Source organism: Bradyrhizobium sp. SZCCHNPS1003 (genome assembly GCF_032381555.1).
Classification (GTDB): Bacteria; Pseudomonadota; Alphaproteobacteria; order Rhizobiales; family Xanthobacteraceae; genus Bradyrhizobium.
In genome coordinates this window covers 796529-818212 of the sequence record NZ_JAUHIU010000001.1, presented here as the reverse complement: position 1 = coordinate 818212, position 21684 = coordinate 796529, and the positions used below count along the sequence as shown (strand labels likewise).

At 65.7% G+C, this 21684-nt stretch carries 23 protein-coding genes; 17 read left to right on the top strand and 6 right to left on the bottom strand.

The genetic code is table 11. From position 1 onward, the window contains the following. Positions 1-114: 114 nt before the first annotated feature. Entirely contained in the window at positions 115-4884 is a 4770-nt protein-coding gene (locus tag QX126_RS03765; protein ID WP_315779346.1) for a DUF3320 domain-containing protein, read from the bottom strand. A gap of 147 nt (positions 4885-5031) precedes the next feature. Continuing rightward, positions 5032-5676 (bottom strand): glutathione binding-like protein, encoded by a 645-nt coding sequence (locus QX126_RS03760; protein ID WP_315736298.1) that lies wholly within the window; start codon positions 5674-5676, stop codon positions 5032-5034. 90 nt (positions 5677-5766) lie between these two features. Here QX126_RS03760 and QX126_RS03755 point away from each other — a divergent pair, with 90 nt between their 5' ends. Continuing rightward, positions 5767-6438 carry a TetR/AcrR family transcriptional regulator gene (locus tag QX126_RS03755; RefSeq protein WP_315779344.1) on the top strand — a complete coding sequence of 224 codons (672 nt, stop codon included), beginning with the start codon at positions 5767-5769 and terminating at the stop codon, positions 6436-6438. Between the two features lie 4 nt (positions 6439-6442). On the opposite strand, the gene QX126_RS03750 is transcribed toward QX126_RS03755, so the two are convergent. Further along, on the bottom strand, positions 6443-7408 hold the full coding sequence (locus tag QX126_RS03750) for a glyoxylate/hydroxypyruvate reductase A (protein WP_315779341.1): 966 nt from the start codon (positions 7406-7408) through the stop codon (positions 6443-6445). An 88-nt stretch (positions 7409-7496) separates the two neighbouring features. Between QX126_RS03750 and QX126_RS03745 the strand changes: the two genes are divergently transcribed. From QX126_RS03745 to QX126_RS03725, 5 genes are all read left to right on the top strand, one after another. Then, the gene (locus tag QX126_RS03745; protein ID WP_315779340.1) at positions 7497-7802 is read left to right on the top strand and encodes a hypothetical protein; all 306 of its coding nucleotides are present in this window, start codon (positions 7497-7499) and stop codon (positions 7800-7802) included. Between the two features lie 99 nt (positions 7803-7901). Then, a complete protein-coding gene (locus QX126_RS03740) occupies positions 7902-8270 on the top strand; it encodes a YciI family protein (protein ID WP_315779338.1) in 369 nt (122 codons plus the stop codon). Beyond that, on the top strand, positions 8267-9538 hold the full coding sequence (locus QX126_RS03735; protein WP_315779336.1) for an RNA polymerase sigma factor: 1272 nt from the start codon (positions 8267-8269) through the stop codon (positions 9536-9538). Before QX126_RS03740 ends, QX126_RS03735 begins: the two co-directional genes overlap by 4 nt. A gap of 97 nt (positions 9539-9635) precedes the next feature. Beyond that, on the top strand, positions 9636-10049 hold the full coding sequence (locus QX126_RS03730) for a DoxX family protein (protein ID WP_315779334.1): 414 nt from the start codon (positions 9636-9638) through the stop codon (positions 10047-10049). Between the two features lie 31 nt (positions 10050-10080). Continuing rightward, complete coding sequence (locus QX126_RS03725; RefSeq protein WP_315779333.1) at positions 10081-10500, top strand: VOC family protein; 420 nt, start codon at positions 10081-10083, stop codon at positions 10498-10500. Positions 10501-10505: 5 nt separating this feature from the next. Here the strand turns inward: QX126_RS03725 and QX126_RS03720 are convergent, their stop codons facing one another. Together QX126_RS03720 and QX126_RS03715 are read right to left on the bottom strand one after the other, a co-directional pair. Then, entirely contained in the window at positions 10506-10952 is a 447-nt protein-coding gene (locus tag QX126_RS03720; RefSeq protein ID WP_315779331.1) for a hypothetical protein, read from the bottom strand. 4 nt (positions 10953-10956) lie between these two features. Then, positions 10957-11757 (bottom strand): SDR family oxidoreductase, encoded by an 801-nt coding sequence (locus QX126_RS03715; RefSeq protein WP_315779330.1) that lies wholly within the window; start codon positions 11755-11757, stop codon positions 10957-10959. A gap of 931 nt (positions 11758-12688) precedes the next feature. On the opposite strand from QX126_RS03715, the gene QX126_RS03710 reads away from it, so the two are divergent. Beyond that, positions 12689-13897 (top strand): hypothetical protein, encoded by a 1209-nt coding sequence (locus tag QX126_RS03710; RefSeq protein ID WP_315779328.1) that lies wholly within the window; start codon positions 12689-12691, stop codon positions 13895-13897. 46 nt (positions 13898-13943) lie between these two features. Here the strand turns inward: QX126_RS03710 and QX126_RS03705 are convergent, their stop codons facing one another. After that, a complete protein-coding gene (locus tag QX126_RS03705; protein ID WP_315736307.1) occupies positions 13944-14462 on the bottom strand; it encodes a helix-turn-helix domain-containing protein in 519 nt (172 codons plus the stop codon). A gap of 106 nt (positions 14463-14568) precedes the next feature. Here QX126_RS03705 and QX126_RS03700 point away from each other — a divergent pair, with 106 nt between their 5' ends. The 10 genes from QX126_RS03700 to QX126_RS03655 all read left to right on the top strand — a co-directional run bounded on the left by QX126_RS03700 (position 14569) and on the right by QX126_RS03655 (position 21620). Next, positions 14569-15120, top strand: coding sequence for a dihydrofolate reductase family protein (locus QX126_RS03700; RefSeq protein ID WP_315779326.1), 552 nt, complete (start codon positions 14569-14571; stop codon positions 15118-15120). 187 nt (positions 15121-15307) lie between these two features. Further along, a complete protein-coding gene (locus QX126_RS03695) occupies positions 15308-15958 on the top strand; it encodes a glutathione S-transferase family protein (protein WP_315779324.1) in 651 nt (216 codons plus the stop codon). A gap of 112 nt (positions 15959-16070) precedes the next feature. Continuing rightward, on the top strand, positions 16071-16484 hold the full coding sequence (locus QX126_RS03690) for a YciI family protein (protein ID WP_315772328.1): 414 nt from the start codon (positions 16071-16073) through the stop codon (positions 16482-16484). A 30-nt stretch (positions 16485-16514) separates the two neighbouring features. Beyond that, positions 16515-16931 (top strand): YciI family protein, encoded by a 417-nt coding sequence (locus QX126_RS03685; RefSeq protein ID WP_315779322.1) that lies wholly within the window; start codon positions 16515-16517, stop codon positions 16929-16931. Positions 16932-16964: 33 nt separating this feature from the next. Continuing rightward, on the top strand, positions 16965-17333 hold the full coding sequence (locus tag QX126_RS03680; protein ID WP_315772332.1) for a hypothetical protein: 369 nt from the start codon (positions 16965-16967) through the stop codon (positions 17331-17333). A gap of 258 nt (positions 17334-17591) precedes the next feature. Further along, a complete protein-coding gene (locus QX126_RS03675) occupies positions 17592-18317 on the top strand; it encodes a TetR/AcrR family transcriptional regulator (protein WP_315779320.1) in 726 nt (241 codons plus the stop codon). A gap of 129 nt (positions 18318-18446) precedes the next feature. Beyond that, a complete protein-coding gene (locus QX126_RS03670; protein WP_315736314.1) occupies positions 18447-18932 on the top strand; it encodes a DUF2852 domain-containing protein in 486 nt (161 codons plus the stop codon). Positions 18933-19389: 457 nt separating this feature from the next. Further along, the gene (tolQ, locus tag QX126_RS03665; RefSeq protein WP_315717584.1) at positions 19390-20073 is read left to right on the top strand and encodes a protein TolQ; all 684 of its coding nucleotides are present in this window, start codon (positions 19390-19392) and stop codon (positions 20071-20073) included. Positions 20074-20112: 39 nt separating this feature from the next. Further along, positions 20113-20592, top strand: coding sequence for a biopolymer transporter ExbD (locus tag QX126_RS03660; protein WP_315736315.1), 480 nt, complete (start codon positions 20113-20115; stop codon positions 20590-20592). Further along, complete coding sequence (locus QX126_RS03655; protein WP_315779318.1) at positions 20589-21620, top strand: protein TolA; 1032 nt, start codon at positions 20589-20591, stop codon at positions 21618-21620. Before QX126_RS03660 ends, QX126_RS03655 begins: the two co-directional genes overlap by 4 nt. The last annotated feature ends 64 nt before the right edge of the window (positions 21621-21684 follow it).

The window sequence follows — 21684 nt, the reverse complement described above, 5'->3', positions numbered from 1 at the left end:
GACCCGTGCAATCCTGGTCCGATGTCTTGGCCGGGAGGGGCGCGGCCGGATCGCTGATTTCGGCGGCTGGCAAGCGGCGTTCGGGCTGTGAGTTCCTAGCACCAATTCAGCCGGTCAGTCCTGCGCAGCCGGCGAGACCTCCTGCGGCTTGATCAGCAGCTCTCCCTCGCGGCGCAGGTTTCCTGCGGCGAGAAGATCCTTGAGGCTGCCCTGCAACGCCTCGCGCAACTGGGCGCTGGTCGAACCGAAGCCGAACAGCCGGGCGACCGCCTGGATCAACTGGTCTTCCTCGGCGCCGTAGTTTTGCTCCACGACCTGCACGATGGCCGCCTTGATCTCCTCCGGCGGCAGCATCTCGGGCTTGCGCAAAGACTGCGACTGCACGTCCTCGCGGCTTCGAACGACGATCGCCTGGCCCGGCACGGCGTAGAACGGGCCTCCAGCGATCTGTCCCTTCGCGACTGCCGATCTCAGCGCCGTTCGCACGGCATCGCGGATGCGATTGCCGGCGCGGGCAAGGCCCCAGGCCGATCTGATCCGGACGATGATTTCCGATTCATGCACCGGCCCTTCGATGGCGACGATCTCGCCGACATGCCGCGTCATGTCGGCGAGCGGCGTCTCGTGCGGCTCGATCTCCCGACGGACGCGCAGCTTTGCCTCTTCATAGGAGGCCACCGTTGGTGCCTGCGCGAGGATCTCCAGAGGGCGCTGCTCGGTCTGCTCCGGCGCCGGCACATCGGGGTTTGCCGGAGGCTCGGGTTCAGCTCGAGCAGTCCCTTGGTCGATGTCCCGCCAATGCGCCTTCGCAGCGTCGATCGCGCGGAGGACCTTCTCGGTTTCCTCCTTGGGTCGGAGAAACCAGTCCGTCGACCAGATGCGATGCAGCACCCAGCCATGCGCTTCCAGCACGTTCTGTCGCAGGCGGTCGCGGTCCCGCGCCGAACGAGACGCATGGTACTGGGCGCCGTCGCATTCGATCCCCAGCAGGAAGCGGCCGGGCTTGTCGGGGTCGACGATAGCGAGATCGACGAAGAATCCGGCGGTGCCGATCTGGGTCTTCACGTCGTGACCAAGCGCCCGGAGCCTGTCGGCGACCTGCTCCTCGAACACCGAGTCGGGATCGCGCCCGGTCTCCTGCGCGATGCCGAGCTGCCCCGTCTGCGCGAAGGTCAGGAACGTCTTCAGCGCCGCGATGCCGCGGCCCTTGGCGAGCGACAGGTCGATGTCGTCGCCGGTGATCGAGGAGAAGACCTCGCAACGGAGCTTGGCGCGCGAGATCAGCACGTTCAGCCGGCGCTCGCCTCCGTCGGAGTTGAGGGGACCGAAGCTCATCGAGACGAAGCCTTCCTTCGTTCTCCCATAGCCTATGGAGATGAAGATGACGTCGCGTTCGTCGCCCTGGATGTTCTCGAGGTTCTTCACGAAGAACGGCTCGCTGGCACCGCGGACGAAGAACGTCTCCGTTTCCGGGTTCTCTTTACGCAAGATTTCGAGCTGATCCTGAATCGCCTGGCGCTGCGCCACCGAGAAGGTCGCGACGCCAAGGCTTCGGTCCGGCGTCTCGCGCGCATGGCGCATGACGGCCTCGGCGACGAGCCGCGCTTCCCTGGGGTTGGTCCGGCTGCTTCCACGTTCGTAGTGTGCATCGGGGTTGTAGTTGAACTTCAACCCCATTCCCGCGACGGCGTCGTACGGGCTCGGCACGATGAACAACCGGTTGTCGTAGAACTGCTTGTTGGACACGGCGATCAGCGACTGATGCTTGCTGCGATAGTGCCAGTTCAGCATCCGATGCGAGAGGCCCTTGGCAAGGCAGAGGTCGAGAATGCTTTCCGCATCCTTGACCTGGAATGTCGGCTGATCCTCGTCGTCGTTGTCCTCGTCATCATTGCCTGTCAGCTTCGCGAAGAAGCGCGTCGGCGGCAGTTGCCGCTCGTCGCCGACCACCACCATCTGCCGGCAGCGCGCGACGGCGCCGAGCGCATCGACCGGCTCGATCTGCGAGGCCTCGTCGACGACCAGCAGATCGAAGGCGATCGCGCCGGGCTTCAGGAACTGCGCCACCGACAGCGGACTCATCAGGAAGATCGGCTTGATCTGCTGGACGACCGGGCCGGCGCGCTCCAGGAGTTGACGGATCGGCAGATGGTTGCGCTTCTTGGCAAGTTCGCCGTTCAGCACGCCGAGCGGCCCGATGCCGCCGGCGTTGCGCGGCAGCGCCGCGGCATGCTCGTGGGCGATCTGATCGCGGGCCAGTTGCATCCGCGCGACGTCGAGCTTGCGGAAGCCGTCGACCAGCCGATCGTGCGATTCGCCGTCGAAACGTTTCAGTTCAGGATGGTCAGCGAAGATCACGCTGCGCATGGCATCGTAATAGGATCGGTCGAAAGCGGCTTCGAGCGCTTCGCCCGGCAAGGAGCCGTCGAGCGTGCGATCGACCAGCGCGGCGAGACCTTGCGCGCGCGCAAGGCGGACCCGGCCCATGAACGCGATCCAGCGGGTGAGGCGCTCGGTCGCGTTCTGCCACTCCGACAAAGTCTGCGACAGCTCGTCCAGCCGGATCTGGTCGCCGGCGTCGAGTGGGATGCGGGCGGGCTCCAACTGGAGAGAGTCGATCAGCCCGCGCAGGCCGGACATCAGACTTGCGAGGCTGTGGTTGAGCTGTTCGATCGATCGCCGATCATCGGCCGACAGCGTCAGCTGCGTCAGCCGCTGGCGCGTTTCATCGCCTGCCAACGGTTTGGGGAATGCAGTCCACCAGGTCGCCAATTTGGAAAGCGCATCCCAATCCGACCGTTCCTTCTGCCACGCGGTCCCGAAGGCGGTGCTGCCGGCGGCTTCGACCTCCTCGAAGGACCGGCGAGCGGCTTGCGCCGCGATCAGGCCGTCGATCAGCAGAAGCCGCTGCTCGAGCGTTTTCGGCATCGGCACCTTCAGGTACGAGGCCAGCAGCGCCACCTGTTGGCGATAACGCGGGCTGAGCAGGCGCAGCCAGGAGCGGCCCCTCTCGGCGATGACCTTGCGGCAATCGGCGATCGGTGCATCCCAGGCGGCCTCGACGAAGGCGCTCTCGAAGGCCGTCCTCAATTTCGCGTAGCGCAGTCCCTTGTCGACGATGTCCGTGATGAGTCCGGCCTGGCTCCAGACGGCCTCGCGGAAGGCAGTCCGATCGCACTCCGGCATCGCGGCCGCGGCCTCCGCAAAGGCGAGTATCTCCGCGGCATCGGCCAAGGTGGCCGGCGGCGGGAGATCGAGCAGCGTGCCGAGGCGGGCCGCGCCTGAGGATGCGTTGCTGACAACGTTCGAAATGTCGCCCAGCGATCTCCGCAGCTCGGTCATTTCGGCTGGATCGAGCGCGTCGCGGTCGACGCCGCGCCAGGGATGCAGGTGCGGCGCGCCGTCGGCCGCGATTCGTTCGGCGAACTCGGCGATCAGCTCACGCCGCCGCTCCAGATCCAGGGGAGACCAGGAGGGCGCGCCCTGCAACGGGTAGGGCGGCTGCGCGGAGATGTCCCCGCAGCGCACGAGGTGACCGAGCAGCCTGAATGGCGTCAGCTCGCTCGGCTGGTGCGGCTGGTGCATCATGTCCGCATGCCGGTTGAGGCCATCACGGCTGTCGCTCAGGCGCTGGACCAGGGTGGCTTCGCCGCGCGGGACCGGGACCTCAGCCGATTTGCAGCGTTTCAGCTCTTCGAGCAGAACGCGCTTGTTGGCCTTGTTGGAGTGCAGCTCCAGCGCGAGCGCGCCGAGACCGACATGCTTCAGCCGCCGGTGCACGACCTCGAGCGCCGCCATCTTCTCGGCCACGAACAGCACCGTTTTCCCCTCGGCGGCCGCCGACGCGATGATGTTGGTGATGGTCTGCGATTTGCCGGTCCCAGGCGGTCCCTTGACGACGAGGTCGCGTCCACGGACCACTTCCTCGATCACCACGGCCTGCGATGAATCCGCGTCGACGACATGGTTCATCGCCACCGGCTGGATGACGGAATCGATCTTGCCGTCGTCGGCCACGATCGGCTCCGCGCCCTCGAAGCCGTCCTGAAGCAGCGCTGAGATCAGGGGATGACGATCAAGGCTGCCATCTGCGGGCCAGTTGTCGGGGTCCAGATCGCGATACATCAGGAACTTGGAGAACGAGAAGAAGCCGAGGACGATCGCGTCCGCCCTGACCTCCCACCTCTGCTTGTTGGCGACCGTCTCCGCGACGCCGGCGAGATAGGTCGCGATGTCGACGTCGTCCTCGTCGCCAAAATCCTCGATCTTGAGTCCGAACTCGGCGTCGAGCTTGGCCTGGAGCGAGAGGTTCGGCGACGGCGGCTCAGCGCGCGAGACCAGGTGAAAGCGATCGGCGGCGCTGCTGCGTTCGAGGCGAACGGGCAGCAGGACGAGCGGCGCGAAGCGCTCGACGTCGGATTTGTCGTCCTCGAACCATTTCAGCAGCCCGAAGGCGAGATAAAGGATATTGACGCCCTGTTCTTCCTCGAGCGTTCGTGCGTCGTACCAGATATCCAGCAGGCGCTTCTGCAGCGCCTCCGATGACAGCCGGGTCTTGAGCCGGGTGTCCGGCTGCCGCGTCTGCGACTCCGAATCATCACCTCCCTGGTCCCCCTTGGTGGTCGGAGTGTCGGATCGCGGCGCCGGCTCGCTCAAGGGCAGGGTGCCGTCCGTCTCCGCAGTCTCAGCCTTCGTCGGAAGGAACGTGAAGCGCTTGCCTTCGCCGAGAAGCTCGAAGAGCGCAGCAGAGCGCGCGCCGACGATGTCGATGGTGCGGATGGTCTTGGTCTTGAGCGGGATGTGCACGAGCCGGTTGCGCGTGCCCAGATCGAGCAGCGCGCGCCGGTCCGCCAGCAATCGGTCTCGTACGGATGTGGTTGCCACGTGCAATCCTCCTGCGATTCGAGGATTGCAACCCGAAGTGATCGCGGTCAAGCGTTCGGCACGATGGAGATGTGCTCATTGAGCAATGTTTAATCTCCTCGCAGAATTTCATCTCCCCATAAGAGGGAGATGAAACTCGTATGCGGCCTACGCCGCCGCCTTATGCCGCGCCAGTTCCGCCTTGTAGAGCTCGAACTCCTCGGCGATGGCACGGGCGATCGACGGCCGCACGCGCAGGCGCTCGTAGTACGCCTTCACGGCCGGCCATTTCGCGAGCTGGACCGGCGGCGTTGCCATGGTCCAGTTGATCACGGTGACGAGATACGCGTCGGCGACCGTGAAATGATCGAGCAGATAGTCGCGATCCCGCAGGTGGTTCTCGAGATGATCGAGCCGCGACAGGTTCTTCTTCAGGACATGGGCCTTCATCTCCTCGGGCGCGGTCTTGTCGAGGATCGGGATGAATAGTCCCTTGTGCAGCTCGGTGCCGATGAAGCAGAGCCATTGATGCAGCCGGCTGCGGTCCATGCCGGGGCCGGTGCCGAGCTTCGCCTCGGGGAAGCGATCGGCGACATATTGCAGGATCGCGGCATTCTCGGTCAGCAGGTCGCCGTCATCGGTGCGGAGCGTCGGGACGAGCCCGAGCGGATTGACGGCGCGGAAATCGGAGCCGTCGTTGAGGACGATCTTCGTCTTCGGATCGACCTCGAGATAATTCGCCGCAGCGCCAGCTTCATACAGCGCGATGCGGGTGGCAAGCGAGCAGGCGAGTGGCGAGAAATACAGGTCCATGGACGTCTCCCTCGGGCTCCGGACCGGAGCGTTGATTGATTTTTATACTGTCTCGCATAATATAAGGTCGGTCAAGGAATTTATTGCGAAATGGTACAAAAAAAGAAAGGTCCGCCGCAGGGCGACCTTCCCCTAAAAAAGGCAACCGCCCCGGTCGAGCCGAAGCGGCGCGGGAGGCCGCGGGCGTATGAGCCGGATGTCGCGCTCGGCAAGGCGCTCGACCTGTTCCGGTCGACCGGATTCGCCGCGACCTCGCTTGACGATCTCAGCGCCGCCACCGGCATGAACCGGCCGAGCCTCTATGGCGCGTTCGGCGACAAGCGCGAGCTCTACATCAAGAGCTATCAGCGCTATCGCGACAATGCCCGCGCGGTGATGGGCGAGATCTTCCGTCACGACTGGCCGGTGCGCGAGCAGCTGCAGAAGATCTTCGCCGCCGCACTCGACATCTATCTCTCCGGCAATGAGGGGCCGCGCGGCTGCTTCACGGTGATGACGGCGGGCTCGGAGGCGGTCGCCGATCCCGACATCCGGGCCATGGTGCAGAACGCCCTGACCGAGCTCGACAAGGCCTTCGCGCACTGCTTCCGCCGCGCCAAGGAGAACGGCGAGCTGCCTGCCGACGCCGACCCCGCCGTGCTGGCGCGGCTGGCGTCGGCGACGATCCACTCGATCGCGGTCCGCGCTCGCGCGCAGGTGCCGCGTCAGGAGTTGGAGGCGATCGTCGCCGGCGCAATCGATGTGATGGTCGGCAAAGGATAGCGTTTCAATATCCCCTGACGCGATCGACCAGGTTGCGCAGCGCCCCGCCGGCCTCGAAGGTGGCGATCTGCTCGGCGACGTAGCGGGAGATCGCGTCGGCGTCGGTGTCGGCCGCATTGTGCGGCGTCAGCACCACCTTCGGGTGGGTCCAGAACGGGCTGTCGGCGGGCAGCGGCTCCTGGCCGAACACGTCGAGCGAGACCGAACCGAGCGTGCCGTCGTCGAGAGAGGCGAGGATATCGGCCTCGTTCTGCAGCCCGCCGCGGCCGGCATTGATCATGACGGGGGCGCCGAGCGGCGATGAGCGCCTGAGCTTGGCGAACATCTTGCGGTCGAGAATGCCGCGCGTATCCGGCGTCAGCGGCAGCAGCGACACCAGGATGTCGGTCCGCGCCAGGAACGCGTCGAGCTGCGCCGCGCCATGGAAGCATTCGATGCCGTCAGCCTGCTTGGCGCTGCGGCTCCAGCCGGCGACCCGGAAGCCCAATCGCTTGAGCACCTCGGCTGCGTCGATTCCGAGCGTGCCCAGTCCGAGAACGCCGACGCCGATCGCGGCCGCCGGCCACTGGTACTTCGGCGCCCAGCGCTTCAAGCGCTGCGACTCGCGCAAATAAAGCTCCTGGCGATGATGCATCAGCACGTGCAGCACGACATATTCGGTCATTCGCGCGGTGAGATCGTCGACCGCGACGCGGACCAGGGGCACGCCGGGCAGCGTCTTGTCGGCCATCAGCGCGTCGACGCCGGCGCCGAGGTTGAAGATCACGCGCAGGTTCGGAAAGCCGGCGAGCTCGCCGGGGACCGGCTTCCACACCGCGGCGTAGTGCACCTCGGCCGGATCGAGCCCGGCGTCCGGCAGCAGCACCACCGGGCGGTCGCCGCAGACATCGTCGAAGCGCGCTTTCCAGCGCTGTGGCGACCAGTTGTCGGTGCCGCCATGGATCAGGAGCGCCAGCGCGCCTTTGGTCATCGGAGGGTCCTCGAGCTTATGTGACGTGTTCCACATACCAGATCGCGCGGGCACGCCAATCTCCGCCCATCAACACGGAGACAACGTCATGTGCAAATTGCTTCTCGCCGCCGCTTTCGTCGTCGCCTCTGCTTCGGTCCAGGCCCAGACCATCGATGTCGGGTCGCTCCTGTCGGCCAACGGCATCTCCGTCGGCAAGAGCGGTCAGCCGCAGGCCGGCGGCCAGGCGCAGGACGGTATGTTCCCGAACGCGGGCAGCCAAGGTGGACAGAGCGCTGCGGGGCAAGGCCAAGGCAAGTCGCAGCGCCAGGCCGGCCGGGCCAGGCAGCCGCGCGAGAGCGCGCAGGAGACCCGGGCGCGCACCATCGCGGCCAAGTACGGCATCTCCTGGTAGGCGGCTTGTCCCTGCAGGCGGAACCCGCGAAAATACTTCGTGGGCCTGTCGGCCGGAGGCATACTCCGCCGTCTTGAAAACGAAAGGAGATGCTTGCCGATGCTGTATGCGCTGCTCTGCTATCATGACGAGGATGTCGTCTGCACCTGGAGCAAGGACCAGGACGCCGCCGTCATGGCCAAGCTTGCCGTCGTGCAGGAGAAACTCGCCAAGCAGGGGCGGCTCGGGCCGGTGGCGCGGCTGCTGCCGACCACGGCTGCGACGACGCTCCGGAAGGAGGATCCGCCGCTCGTCATCGACGGCCCCTATGCCGAGACCAAGGAGCAACTGCTCGGCTTCTATCTCGTCGACTGCGCCAATCTCGACGAGGCGCTCGAGGTCGCGCGCGAGCTCGGCGAGGCCAATCCCGGCGGCTCCTACGAGATTCGTCCCGTCGGCACCTTCAGGCCGGGTGGAGCGCTGGCATGACCGATACGGCCTGGATCGATGCGGCACTCACCTCAGCACGTCCCCAGGCCGTTGGCGCGCTGCTGCGCTATTTCCGCGATCTCGACACGGCGGAGGAGGCGTTCCAGAACGCCTGCCTGCGCGCACTGAAGAGCTGGCCGCAGAACGGTCCGCCGCGCGATCCTGCGGCCTGGCTGATCATGGTCGGACGCAACGCGGCCATCGACGATGTCCGCCGGGTCCGCCGCGAGCAGCCGCTGCCGGATGACGAGACGATCTCCGATCTCGACGACGCCGAGAGCGCGCTCGCCGACCGGCTCGACGGCTCGCATTATCGCGACGACATCCTCCGTCTGCTGTTCATCTGCTGCCACAAGGATCTGCCGGCGACCCAGCAGATCGCGCTGGCGCTGCGCGTGGTGTCCGGGCTCACGGTGAAGCAGATCGCCCGCGCCTTCCTGGTCAGCGAGGCCGCCATGGAGCAGCGCATCACCCGCGCCAAGGCGCGCGTCGCGCAGGCGGACGTGCCGTTCGAGACGCCCGGCGCGGTCGAGCGGTCGGAGCGTCTGACCGCGGTCGCCGCCATGGTCTACCTGATTTTCAACGAGGGCTATTCGGCCAGCGGCGAGACTGCCGCGCTGCGCCAGCCGCTGTCGGAGGAGGCCATTCGTCTGGCGCGGCTGCTGCTGCGCTTGTTCCCGAGCGAGCCGGAGGTCATGGGGTTGACGGCGCTGCTGCTGCTGCAACACGCGCGCTGCGCCGCACGCTTCGATGGGGAGGGGACGCTGATCCTTCTCGACGACCAGGATCGCTCGTTGTGGAACCAGCCGATGATCGCGGAAGGCGTGGCCCTGATCGACAAGGCGATACGCCACCGCCGCAGCGGCCCCTACCAGATCCAGGCGGCGATCGCGGCGCTGCATTCGCGCGCCGCGCGCCCGGAGGACACAGACTGGACGCAGATCGATCTGCTCTATGGCGCGCTGGAAGTGGTGCAACCCTCGCCGGTGGTGACGCTCAACCGCGCCGTTGCGATGTCCAAGGTCCGCGGCGCCGAAGCGGCGCTCGACCTGATTGCGCCGCTGGAGGGGCGGCTCGCCAACTATTTCTATTTCTTCGGCGTGCGCGGCGCGCTGCTGATGCAGCTCGGGCGCAATGACGAGGCGCGGACCGCCTTCGACCGCGCCATCGCGCTGGCGCACAGCTCGGCGGAGGCCGCGCATATCCGCATGCAGCTCGACCGCCTGATGCGCGACAGCGCGACGGCCCAGGCTCGGGTCGGGCAGTGAAATTCTGCCGAGATTCGATCTAAATTTTTTGCACCGGGCTGTCGGCGGCACGATCCTTCATTCGTCCTGGGAGCGGCATCACGGGGAGGAACTGCAGATGACGACGATCACGTTGGAAGAGCCGGTCTCGCGCGCCGAATTGTGGAGCGGCCGCATCCTGAGCGGGCTGGTGACCCTGTTTCTACTGTTCGACGGCGCGATCAAGCTCGTTCCTCTGCCCGTCGTCACCCAGACGCTGGATCAGATGGGCTATGGAGCCGGCGAGGCGATGGCGCGGGGGCTCGGCCTCATCACGCTTCTCTGCACCCTGCTCTACATCCTGCCGCCGACATCGTTCGTCGGCGCGATCCTGCTCACCGGCTATCTCGGCGGCGCCATCGCCTCGCATGTCCGTATTGGCAGTCCGCTGTTCAGCCACGTCCTGTTCGGCCTCTATCTCGGGCTGCTGCTGTGGGGCGGATTGTGGCTGCGCGACCGCCGGCTGCGCGCGCTGCTGCCGCTGCTGCGCTGACAAAATGATCTTTCAACCAAGGAGGATGACGATGATCTGTCCCTATCTGACGTTCAACGGTGATTGCGAGCAGGCGCTCAAGCACTACGGCGAGGTGCTCGGCGCCAAGGTCGACATGATGATGCGTTATGGCGAGGCGCCGCCGGAGATGCCGTGTGTGCCGGAGCACAAGGACAAAATCATGCATGTCCGCTTCTCGATCGGCCGCGACGTCCTGATGGCCTCCGATTCGCCGCCCGAATATTATCAAGGCAAGCCGCACGGAATCTCGGTCTCGCTCCAGACCGCAGACCCGGCCGAGGCCGAGCGCAAGTTCAACGCGCTGCTCGAAGGCGGTGCCGTCACCATGCCGTTCGGCAAGACCTTCTGGTCGAAGGGCTTCGGCATGGGCGTCGATCGCTTCGGCATTCCGTGGATAATCAATTCCCCGGCGGATGGCTATGAGGCGTGACGCCGCTAGCGGCACGAGGCGTACATCGCCTTGAGCTCGCGCCCGCGCAACAACAGAAGCCGCGACGTCAGGCCGCCGCGGTGCTCGATCCAGCCGCGAACCGGCGTGGGATAGGTCTGCAGCACCAGCTTGGAAGCCTCGGGTTCCGCATAAACGCGGCCGCGCCGGTCGACCGAGCGTGCTGCGTGGAAGCCGAGGGCGGCTCGCCGCGTCACGCAGATGCGGTCCCCGGGTACGACGCTGAGCACCAGCGTGCAGGCCGACAGGCAGGGGCCGTCGATGATGACACGCTCGCCGGAGGCGCGCACCTTCTCGAACAGATCGAGGAACGGCCCCACCTCGCCGCCGGGCGAAGATATGATGCGGACGTCGGCGCGCGCCAGCATCGTCGCGATTCCCCACAAGACGACCGCGAGCAGCAAGGTCAGGATGATGCGCATCCGGCTCGGCATCGTTTCATGTGTTCCTGCGTTGGCCGCGCAAGGTCGGCAATCCGATTCCCGCGGCATCGAAGCCGCCATCGACGGCCAGGATCTGTCCGGTGATATAGCTGGAGCGTTCGGAGCTGAGAAACAAGATGGCCTCGGCGAGCTCGTCCTCGAGGCCGTAACGGTTGAGCGGAATGGCATCGTGATAGTCGGCGCGGATCTCCGGCGTGTGCACGTCCTTGGCCATCGCGGTCTCCACCGGGCCCGGCGCCACCGCGTTGACGCGGATGCCGGCGGAGGCGAGCTCGACCGCGAGCTGCTTGGTCAGATGCGCCAGCGCCGCCTTGCTGGTGCCGTAGGCGGAGCGCAGCGTGGAGGCGCGGACGGCGGAAATCGAGGTGATGTTGACGATGGTGCCGCCGCGCTCGCGCATCATCGGGACCGCGGCTCGCGTGCACAAAAACGGCCCGGTCAGATTGACGTCGAGGATGCGTTGCCAGTCGGTTTCGGTGGTTTCCATGATCGGAGCGAAGCGTGCGACGCCGGCATTGTTGACCAGCGCATCGAGACGGCCGAACCGGTCTGCGAGGCGCGCCAACGCATCGGCGACCATCGCGGCTTCCGCGACGTCGCAATGCAGCGCGAGCGTTCGATCGGGAGATTCGAGTGCGGCCGTGGTGTCGTCGAGCAGCTTCTTCTCGATGTCGAGCAGGGCCACACGCCAGCCCTCGTGTAGAAATCTCTTTGCTGTCGCCAGCCCGATGCCGCGCGCCGCCCCGGTGATCAGGGCAACCTTGTCGGTCAGCGTCGTCGTCGATGTCTCCGTCACGGCGGTCGACTCCTCGGGCCGGCAGCCCGGCTCTTCTCTTCGTTGAGTTCTAACATGCGCTGCGCGGATGAGCTGTGAAGGCCGTCACATCCGTCGGTGTACGTTCAATCCAGCTCCGCGCGATGCGTATAGCCAGCGAAGTTCGCAGGCGTTGTCAAACAGTCAGGGGTAGTAACGGTCGCGTTCTCGCGGTGGAGACGCACCCGAGTCATGCTCGCCTTGGCCTCCCTCTCGATCGGAGGAACAGGGAAGACCGGGAGTTCGCCGCCCCCATGGCCCCCGTGCGGGAAAAATGCACGGGGCAGGAACCACCGGTTCGGCTGAGACATCCCGGCCCTCCCTGCGCGATGGTCTGACGGCATATAACGCGCTCCCCGGGGACCGGCTGTCTTGCCCCCGTTTCCGCCACAATACGCTCGCGCATCGGACACGGCATCAGCATCGGGATGCCAGGACCACACGATTTCGCCGTACGCGCCGCGTTGTTCGTCTGCGTGTCCTCATATGGGCATGATCTTGTCGGAAAGCTGTGGCGCAATGCGCGTCAACGGCCTCCGGTTCCGAATCATGCTCCACGCTGCAACATCGACGCGTCCACCGCATCCTGCTCCCCACGTTCGTGACGACCGCGAAACGTCCCTCCCGCTCGGGAATAGGACGTGGCTAAAAGGGCGGAAATTCTGGAAAGGCGAAATTGGAATATTTTTACGGGAAGGACTGGACAAGGGTGATCGACTTGAAAGTCTTCACGAAAAAGGCTCAGTGGCGCAGCGGTCTCGCGGCCGCGCCGCAGCCTCCAAAGGCGCATCCCCCCCGTGGAATTGGACAGTCCCGCCGTCGGCTGACTTGCCCGTCGCCGGGGCGCTCTCGGACGTGTCTGGGACGAATCTGAACCGGTAGCGTAGAGTTTAAGAGTCTCGGTAGAATCGACATGGGCGATCAATTCATCAGCCGGCGAATCACTCTCGTCAGAGCCACGGAGCTGAACGCTTCGTCGCACGGGCCGAACGGTCTGAGGCGCGTGTTCGGCGCGTTGCTGTTGTCGTGCATCGTCTTCGGGCTCGCGGCGTCCGGCGCCGTCGGAGCGGATGGCAGCGTTGCTGCGAAACCGGCAGAGACCGAGCAGGCTGCGCACGATGGCGCGCCGCCGCAGCAGCCGCAGACGGCGGAGCCCGAGACGGTGGGGCGGCCGTCGGACGTGCAGACGCCGGCTCCGAAGGTGGTCGTGCCATCGACCGAGCCTGCGAAGCCGGTCGCGGCCGAGCGCAAGGGCGACCCGCGGAGCGACGCCAAGACCACGAAGAATCTGTCGGTGCCTCAACGCGCGCTGCCGGCCGACGTCGCGCAGATGATCGGCCGCAAGATCTGGCTCAACGAGGCCGGGGGACGGCGCGACGCGATCACGTCGTGGAATGCGGGTGAAGAATTCGCCTCGCTGGGAATCGGGCATTTCATCTGGTACCCGACCACGGCGAAGCCGCCTTATGAGGAGGGCTTTCCGGGGCTGATCGCGTTTCTGCGCAAGGGCAAGACGCCGTTGCCTGCATGGCTCGACAAGACGCCGATTCCGGCATGCCCGTGGACGAGCCGGGCCGACTTCAAGCGGAATTTCAACTCGCCGCAAATGCGGCAATTGCGGCAGTTCCTGCTCGCCACGATTGCGGAGCAGACGCAGTTCCTGGTGGCGCGTGCGCAAGGCGCGATGGACAAGATCCTCGCCAACACGCCCGACAGCGCCGAACGCGAGCACATCGTCGCGCAGTATTCGCGAGTCGTCCGCGCCTCTAACGATCTCTATCCGCTGATCGACTACATCAACTTCAAGGGCGAGGGCACCAATCCGTCCGAGACGGCCGTGGACAAGGAGACGGGCCAGCGCCAGGGCTGGGGTCTCAAGCAGGTGCTGCTCAAGATGAACGGCACCACTAACGAGTCCAAGGCCGTGCTCGCCGAATATTCCGACGCGGTGCAGATCGTGCTGCAGCAGCGGGTTCGCAACCTGCCCTCGAACCGCGTGTGGGAGGCGGGCTGGCTGCGTCGCGCCGAGACCTATCGCCGCCCGATCGCGCAGCTCGAGCAGGCCCCCGAGCGCGCCCCGCGCAAATCATCGCGCTACAGGGCCGACAACACACGGTTCTGATGCGGGAAGCGGCGCGCACGATCCGTGCGCGTTGCGAGGCGCACGATCACCTGCCGCCTGCCTCGGCTGTCTTGGCAGCGACGACCTTCTGGTAAGCCGCCTGCAGCCGCTCGCCGACGCTCGGTCCAGCCTTCCTGCGCCGTTTCGCGCCGAGATGGGTCTCGCGCAGCTCGTCCATGAATTCGGCCCACATTTTCGGGCCGCCTTCCATCAACAGCTTGGCGCGGATGCCGAGCTCCTCCGAGACGGGGAGATATTTGTAACCCCAGCCCGCCATCTGCGCGAGGATCGGCAACAGCTCGATGCCTTGCTCGGTCAGGGAATAGATGCCCTTCTGCTTGTGGCTCGGATCGTCCTCACGGCTGATGATGCCGGCCGCGAGCAGTGTCTTCAGCCGGTCGGCGAGAATGTTCGAGGAGATGCCTTCCTCCGAGCCGCCGAGCAGCTCGCGATAGTGCCGGCGATTTCCGAACATCATGTCGCGGATGATCAAGAGGCTCCATTTGTCTCCCACCACTTCGAGCGACAGGTTGATCGGGCAGCCGGAGCGCTGAGGGTCGGACATCGAAGTCTCGTGAGCAGGGATCGCGCATAAACCGCTTGCAATATTGCACCGGTCTGGGCATTCTCCAACTGCTTGCAAAATGAAAGCGGTCAGGGAGAGGCAGTCGATGGCGAGACTGGTGATGTGGAACATGATGACGCTGGACGGCATGGTTGCGGGCCCGAACGGCGACATCTCCTGGCACGAGGATGTGTGGGGCCCGGAGCTGGAGCAGATCTCCGAGACGCAACTGCACGAGGCGGGCGGATTGCTGTTCGGCAGGGTGACCTACGATCTGATGGCCGGCTATTGGCCGACCGAGAAGGGCGTGATCGCCGACGTCATGAACAGCATCCCCAAATATGTTGCCTCCCGCACGCTGTCTCGCCTGGCATGGTCAAACGCGCATCTGCTGGGTCCGGAGCTCGCGGCCGAGGTCGACAAGCTCAAGCAGGAGAATGCCAAAGACCTGTTCCTGTTCGGCAGCGCGGACCTCGCGTCGACGCTCGTCGCGCACGATCTGATCGATGAGTTTCGTATCGCGATCAATCCGCGCGTGCTCGGCGCCGGACGGCCGCTGTTCAAGCCGGGTCAGGCCGTGAAGCTCCGCCTGATCGACAGCCGGGCGCTGTCCAACGGCGTTGTCATCGCGCGCTATGCCCCCGTTCGGGACGTGTGAGTCCAGCTCTCGCGGGCGCGCTCCGTGTCCCGGGGGAGTGCAGGTCTATAAACCACACCGCCGGTGCGTCTAGCCCCTCACCTCAACCCTCTCCCCGTGAAGAACGGGGCGAGGGAGCGCACCATCCCTGCGGCCGCGCGTTCGGGACCAAACAACTTGTTCTCACTCAACTCATCAGGAGCGTAGGATGTCGCTGACCCTCTACTATCATCCGCTGTCGTCGTTCTGCTGGAAGGTGCTGATCGCGCTGTATGAGAACGACGTTTCGTTCACGCCGAAGCTGATCAATCTCGGTGACGCGGATGAGCGCGCGGCGTTCTTGAAGCTTTGGCCGGTCGGTAAATTTCCCGTGCTGCGCGACGAGCAGCGCACGATTCCGGAATCGAGCATCATCATCGAATATCTCGACCAGCACTATGCGGGCAGGACGCGCTTCATTCCCGATGATCCCGATCTCGCTTTGCGGACACGTCTGCGCGATCGCTTTCTCGACCTCTATCTGCACATGCCGACGCAGACCGTCGTGTTCGACCGGCTGCGGCCGGCCGATGCCCGCGATCCGCTCGGCGTCGCCGACGCTCGAAGCCGGCTGCGCACGTCCTACGCCATGCTCGAGACCAAGCTGCCGCCGCGTGGCTGGGCGATGGGAGACCCGTTCACCTTGGCGGATTGCGCGGCCGTGCCGGCGCTGTTCTACGCCGACAGAGTGGAGCCGCTTGGTGATGGGCTCCCCCGGGTCACAGCCCATCTCGACCGGCTCAAGGCGAGGCCATCCGTGGCGCGGGTGCTCGCAGAGGCCGAGCCTTATTTCCACATGTTCCCGCAGGAGCCGGGCTGAATCGGGAACCCGGCCAAAATAATTGCGGGAGCGTGTCGGCGGCACCAGGGCCGGATCGTCTTGCTGATGAGGGCAGGGCAGTCCTGCCGGACAGCATCAGGGGAGAGGCGCCATGCGGTTCATGGTGATCGTGAAGGCGACCAGGGACACCGAAGCCGGAATCCTGCCGACGACCGAGGAGTTCGCGGCGATGGGCCGGTTCAACGAGGGACTGGTCAAGGCCGGCATGATGGAGGCGGGTGAGGGCCTGCATCCGACCGCAAAGGGGGCGCGCATCGACTTCTCGAACGGGACGCCGAGCGTCGCGCGCGGTCCGTTCGATCTCTCCCGCGATCTCGCGGCGGGCTTCTGGATGCTCAAGGCCGGCTCGCTCGACGAGGTGATCGAGCATATGAAGCGGGCGCCGTTCCCGAGCGGCCAGATCGAGATCCGCCAGGTCTATGCCGCGGAGGATTTCGGCGAGACGTTCACGCCCGAATTGCGTGAGCGGGTCGAACGGCTGCGTGCGCAGGCCGCCAAGAGCTGAACCGACCCTGATCAGGAGAGGAGGAACGCCATGCGATTCATGATGCTGATGATCCCGCTCGGCTATGAGAGCGCGCCGCCGGACGTGCAGCTCGATCCCGAGCGCGTCAAAGCGATGATGCGCTACAACGAGGCCCTGAAGGACGCCGGCGTGCTGATCACGCTGGAGGGCTTGCATCCGCTGTCGATGGGGGCGCGGGTCTCGTTCGCGGGCGGCACGCCTGTGGTGACCGACGGCCCGTTCGCGGAGGCCAAGGAGGTGCTCGGCGGCTATTGGATGATCGAGGTCGCCTCGCGCGACGAGGCGATCGCCTGGGCCAAGCAGTGCCCGGCCTCGGACAACGAGATCATCGAGATTCGCCAGGTCCAGGAGATGGCCGACTTTTCCGAGGAGGTGCAGCAGGCCGCGGCCGGCTTCGCCGAGCTGCCGCATGCCGGCCGTGTCTGATCGATCCGTTTCACAGCAGGAGAGGGAAGTGCAATGAGCGACAACAGCAACACCTATCTCGCCGTCTTTCTCGGCAGCAAGACCAGTCCGGCCTGGAAAGCCTGGGAGGCGCTGTCCGAAACGGAGCGCAATGCCAGGGGGCAGCAGGGCATGGCGGCCTGGCATGCCTGGGCGGATCAATACAAGGACGCGATCGTCGCGATGGGCGGGCCGCTCGGCAAGACCAAGCGGGTCGACAAGGGCGGCGTCAACGACATCGCCAACGAGATGGGCGCGTTCACCGTGGTCCGCGCCGCGTCGCACGAGGATGCCGCGAAGATGTTCGTCAACCATCCGCATTTTGCGATCTTCCCGGGCGAGCGGGTCGAGATCATGCCGGTGCTGCCGATTCCGGGCGGTTAGTTGAGCGGCCTGCAGGGCGGAACGTCGGCTGAGGTGAACATCGCGCTTGCTTCGGCGCCCGGCGTTTGTGCCGGGCGCGCTGATCTCGCGGCGACTTCGGTGCCAGCCTGCCCCTTGCGCGACCCTCCAGGCGAGGGTGGCGCCTGTTTCGCTGGGGGCTTAACGGGACGACGGGACGGCCCCCCGCGCACATCGGCGGCTGACCCCGCCCAAAAGTCGCTGGCTTCCTTTGACCCAGCTCATGTAAAAGCCTTTTACATGAGCTGGCGCAAGGAAGAGCGCCGCGCCGAGCGCGGCTATCATCACGGTAACCTCAAGGAGGCGCTGCTGCAGGCGGCGCTCGACCTGATCGCGCAGAAGGGGGCTGCCGGCTTCACCTTTGCCGATGCGGCCCGCATGGCCGGCGTCAGCCCGGCCGCGCCCTATCGCCACTTCCGCGACCGCGACGAACTGCTGTCGAGCATCGCCCAGCGCGGCTTCGAGCAGTTCGAGGCGCAGCTCTCGGCGGCGTGGGACGACGGCCGGCCCGACACCGTCACGGCGTTCGAGCGCGTCGGCAAGGCGTATCTCGCATTTGCCCGTTCGGAGCCTGCGTTCTATTCGGCGATGTTCGAATCCGGTGTGCCGGCCGACTCCACCGCGGGTCTGCTGGCGGCGGGGGAGCGCGCTTTCGGCGTCATCCGTGCTGCGGCGGAGCGGCTGGCGGCGCTGGCGCCGCCCGGGGTGCCGCGGCCGCCGGCCCTGATGATGGCGCTGCACATCTGGTCGATGGCGCATGGCATCGCCTCGCTGTTCGCGCGCGGCGATGCCGCCCGGCGCAAGCTGCCGATGTCGCCCGAGGAGCTGCTGGAGGCCGAGGTGTTGATCTATCTGCGCGGGCTCGGCTTCCCGACCGACCGCCGGCCTGCGCCGTCCTCCGCTGCCGAGCCGCCGCCGCTGCCGGACGATGACAAGCCGGCAGGGCCCTGGGGCCGCCCGAAATAAGGTTCAAGGAACGCCGAAAAATAATTCGAGCGACGCGTCAGGCGGTCGCCTTGACAAAATCCCGGGTTGAGCTAGCTATGTAAATGTTATTTACATTCACACGGCATGGCGCCGCGAATGGAGAGGGAGATGGCCTACACCGCAGATGTCAATCGATGGCGCGGTTCGGAGGAGGAGCAGAGGTACCGGCCCCGCATGATGGAGTCGCCCTGGCATCCCGGCTGGATCGCCGTGACCGTGCTCGGCTTCATCATCTGGTGGCCGATCGGACTTGCCCTTCTCTTTTTTACACTCGGGAGCAGAAAGATGGCGTGCTGGAACGGCGGTGATCGCTGGTCGAACAAGATGGAGCGGATGCAGTGGAAGATGGACCGCATGCGCGACAAGATGGAGCGCCGCGGCTTCGGCTTCGGGTTCTCGCAGCCGGCTTCGAGCGGCAACCGCGCCTTCGATGAGTACCGCATGGAGACCCTGCGGCGGCTCGAGGAGGAGCAGCAGGAGTTCCGCGACTTCCTGACCCGGCTGCGCCACGCCAAGGACAAGGAGGAGTTCGACGCGTTCATGGCCCAGCACAAGCCGCGTCCGACCCCGCCGAACGACCAGCCGCAGAGCTGATCGCCTCTCACCTGACGGCGCAGGGCTTTCAGCCCCCGCCCTGACGGCATAAGACGCCCGCTTGCGGTTTCCCCCGCCGGCGGGCGTTTTGCGTTCTCCGATACCGCCCGCCTGCGGCGGCTGGCCGCTGCCCGCTGGCGGCCAAAATGGTCAAGCTGCTGATCACAAAGGCTCTATCTGGCTGGTCCGGCTGGACCTTTGACCTCGGCAATACTCCGCGGTAACCCCGCCTTAACCCCGGAGGGGGTTTGGTTAAGGGGCGCTTACGCGCGCCAAGAGCCCTTGTTTTGACACGTTGGCAGAGGAAGCAGGCCGCTTATGGCTTCGGCGGGCCTCTTAAAGCGATCAGTTCAGGGTTTTCTCGCGCAGGCGCTTTCCGCCGCGACGGCATCCGGCATGGAACGGCGGCTGCATGGTCCCGGGCGTCCCGGGATGATTGGTTGAGAGGATACTGCAGATGTCTGTCGATAGCGGCGGCCTGTCCCTGATCGATCTGTTCGGCAATGCCGGCTGGGTGGTTCGGATCATCATGCTCGGCCTGATCTCCTGCTCGATCTGGGTCTGGGCGATTGCGATCGACAAGATGTTCCTGTTCTCGCGGACCCGCCGCTCGATGGATCGGTTCGAGCAGGCCTTTTGGTCCGGGGAATCGATCGAGGAATTGTATCGGGTGCTGTCGGCGAAGCCGACGCAGTCGATGGCGGCGTGTTTCGTGGCGGCGATGCGGGAATGGAAACGCTCGTTCGAGGGCCATGCGCGCTCCTTCGCCGGGCTGCAGATGCGCATCGAGAAGGTGATGAACGTGTCGATCGCGCGCGAGGTCGAGCGGCTGGAACGCCGTCTCCTGGTGCTCGCCACGGTCGGCTCCGCCGGCCCGTTCGTCGGCCTGTTCGGCACGGTCTGGGGCATCATGACCAGCTTCCAGGCGATCGCGGCTTCGAAGAACACCTCTCTGGCGGTGGTCGCGCCGGGCATCGCGGAGGCGCTGTTCGCTACCGCCATCGGCCTGATAGCGGCCATCCCGGCGACGATTTTCTACAACAAGTTCTCTTCGGAGGTGAACCGGCAGGCGCAGCGGTTGGAAGGCTTCGCAGATGAATTTTCAGCCATCTTGTCCCGTCAGATCGACGAGCGGGGATGAGGGCAGGTATAGTGGCATTCGGATCGTGAGTACCACAGCATGGGCATGAGCATGGGCAGCGCGTCCGGCGGCGGTGGTCGCCGCGGTCGGCGCAAGGCGGCCGTGATGGCGGAGATCAACGTCACGCCGATGGTCGACGTCATGCTGGTGCTGCTGATCATCTTCATGGTCGCGGCGCCGCTGCTCACCGTCAACATCCAGGTCGACCTGCCCCAGGCGCAAGGCGGCTCGGCCTCGACGGCCGACGCCAAGCCGCCGCTCGAGGTCACCGTCAAGAAGACCGGCGGCGGCTGCGCGTCGAAGGTGGACGTGTATCTCGGCGACTCGCCGATCGCGATCAACGAGCTTGGGCCGAAGATCAAGGCGATGAAGGAGGCGGGCGCCGGTGGCGCCGACAACGTCGTCAAGATCCGCGGCGACCGCGACGCCTGCTACTCCGACATGATGAAGGTGCTGGGCCTGGCGCGCGACGCCGGCTATCGCGCCAGCATCGTCGTGCTGCCGGATCAGGGCTCATGACGTCGGCAGACCTCATCCGGTTCGTTCGCACGCGCAAGGGGACGGTGCTGTCCGTCGCCCTGCACGTGCTCGTGCTGTGCTGGGGTCTGTTCAGCTTCTCCGCGCGCTCGATGGTGGTGCCGGCGGAGGACCTGGTGCCCGTCGACGTGATCTCGGAGGACAACTCGTCCAAGGCCAAGGCCGGCGCGCTGACGGGCAAGAAGGAATCCCAGAAGCTGCTGGCCGACAAGATCGGCGAGAAGAAGCCGACCGAGGACATCGTCGGCAAGGTCGACACCAAGCAGGTCACCGAGACCGACGCCGCGCCGACGCCGCAGCCCAAGCCGGAGAAGCCGGTCGAGAAGAAGCCCGACCCGCCGAAGCCGGTCGAGAAGCAGCCGGATACGCCGAAGCCGGTGGCCGAAAAGAAGCCGGAGCCGCCGAAGCCCGCGCCGGCCGAGAAGCCGAAGCCGGAAGAGAAGAAGCCCGATCCGTTCAATCCGGACCAGATCGCCAGCGTGCTCAACAAGGACAAGGCGAAGCAGCCGCCGAAGCCGCAGGCCGCCGCCGCGCCGCCGGAGCCGCCCAAGCACAAGAGCGAGCGCAAATACGACTCCGAGAAGATCGCGAGCCTGATCAATCAGAAGGACCCGACGCGGCAGGCTGCCACGGGGGCGGAGCTCAACGCCAATGCCGCGCTGGGCGCAACGCAGGGAACGGCTGAGAGCAACGTCGCGAGCTGGCAGATCGCATTCCAGCAGGCGGTCGGTCGCTGCTTCAATCTTCCCTATACCGGCGTCGATGAGGACAAGATCGAGGTCGATATCGACATCCAGCTGCGTCCGGATGGATCGCTGGCCGCCGTGCCGGCCGTCGTTGGGACGCGAGGACCGTCGCGGGTCAGCGTAGCCATGGCGGAGAATGCCAAGCGCGCGGTGGAGAATTGCCAGCCTTATTCGTTCCTGCCGAAGAACCGGTACAATGAGTGGAAGCTCGTACCGACGACATTCAATCTCAAAATGATGAATTCGATGCGAGGCCGAACTTGACGACACCTCCAACGCGCACGACCGGATTTTTCACGCGGCGCCAGCTGTTGCTGACCGGAGGCGC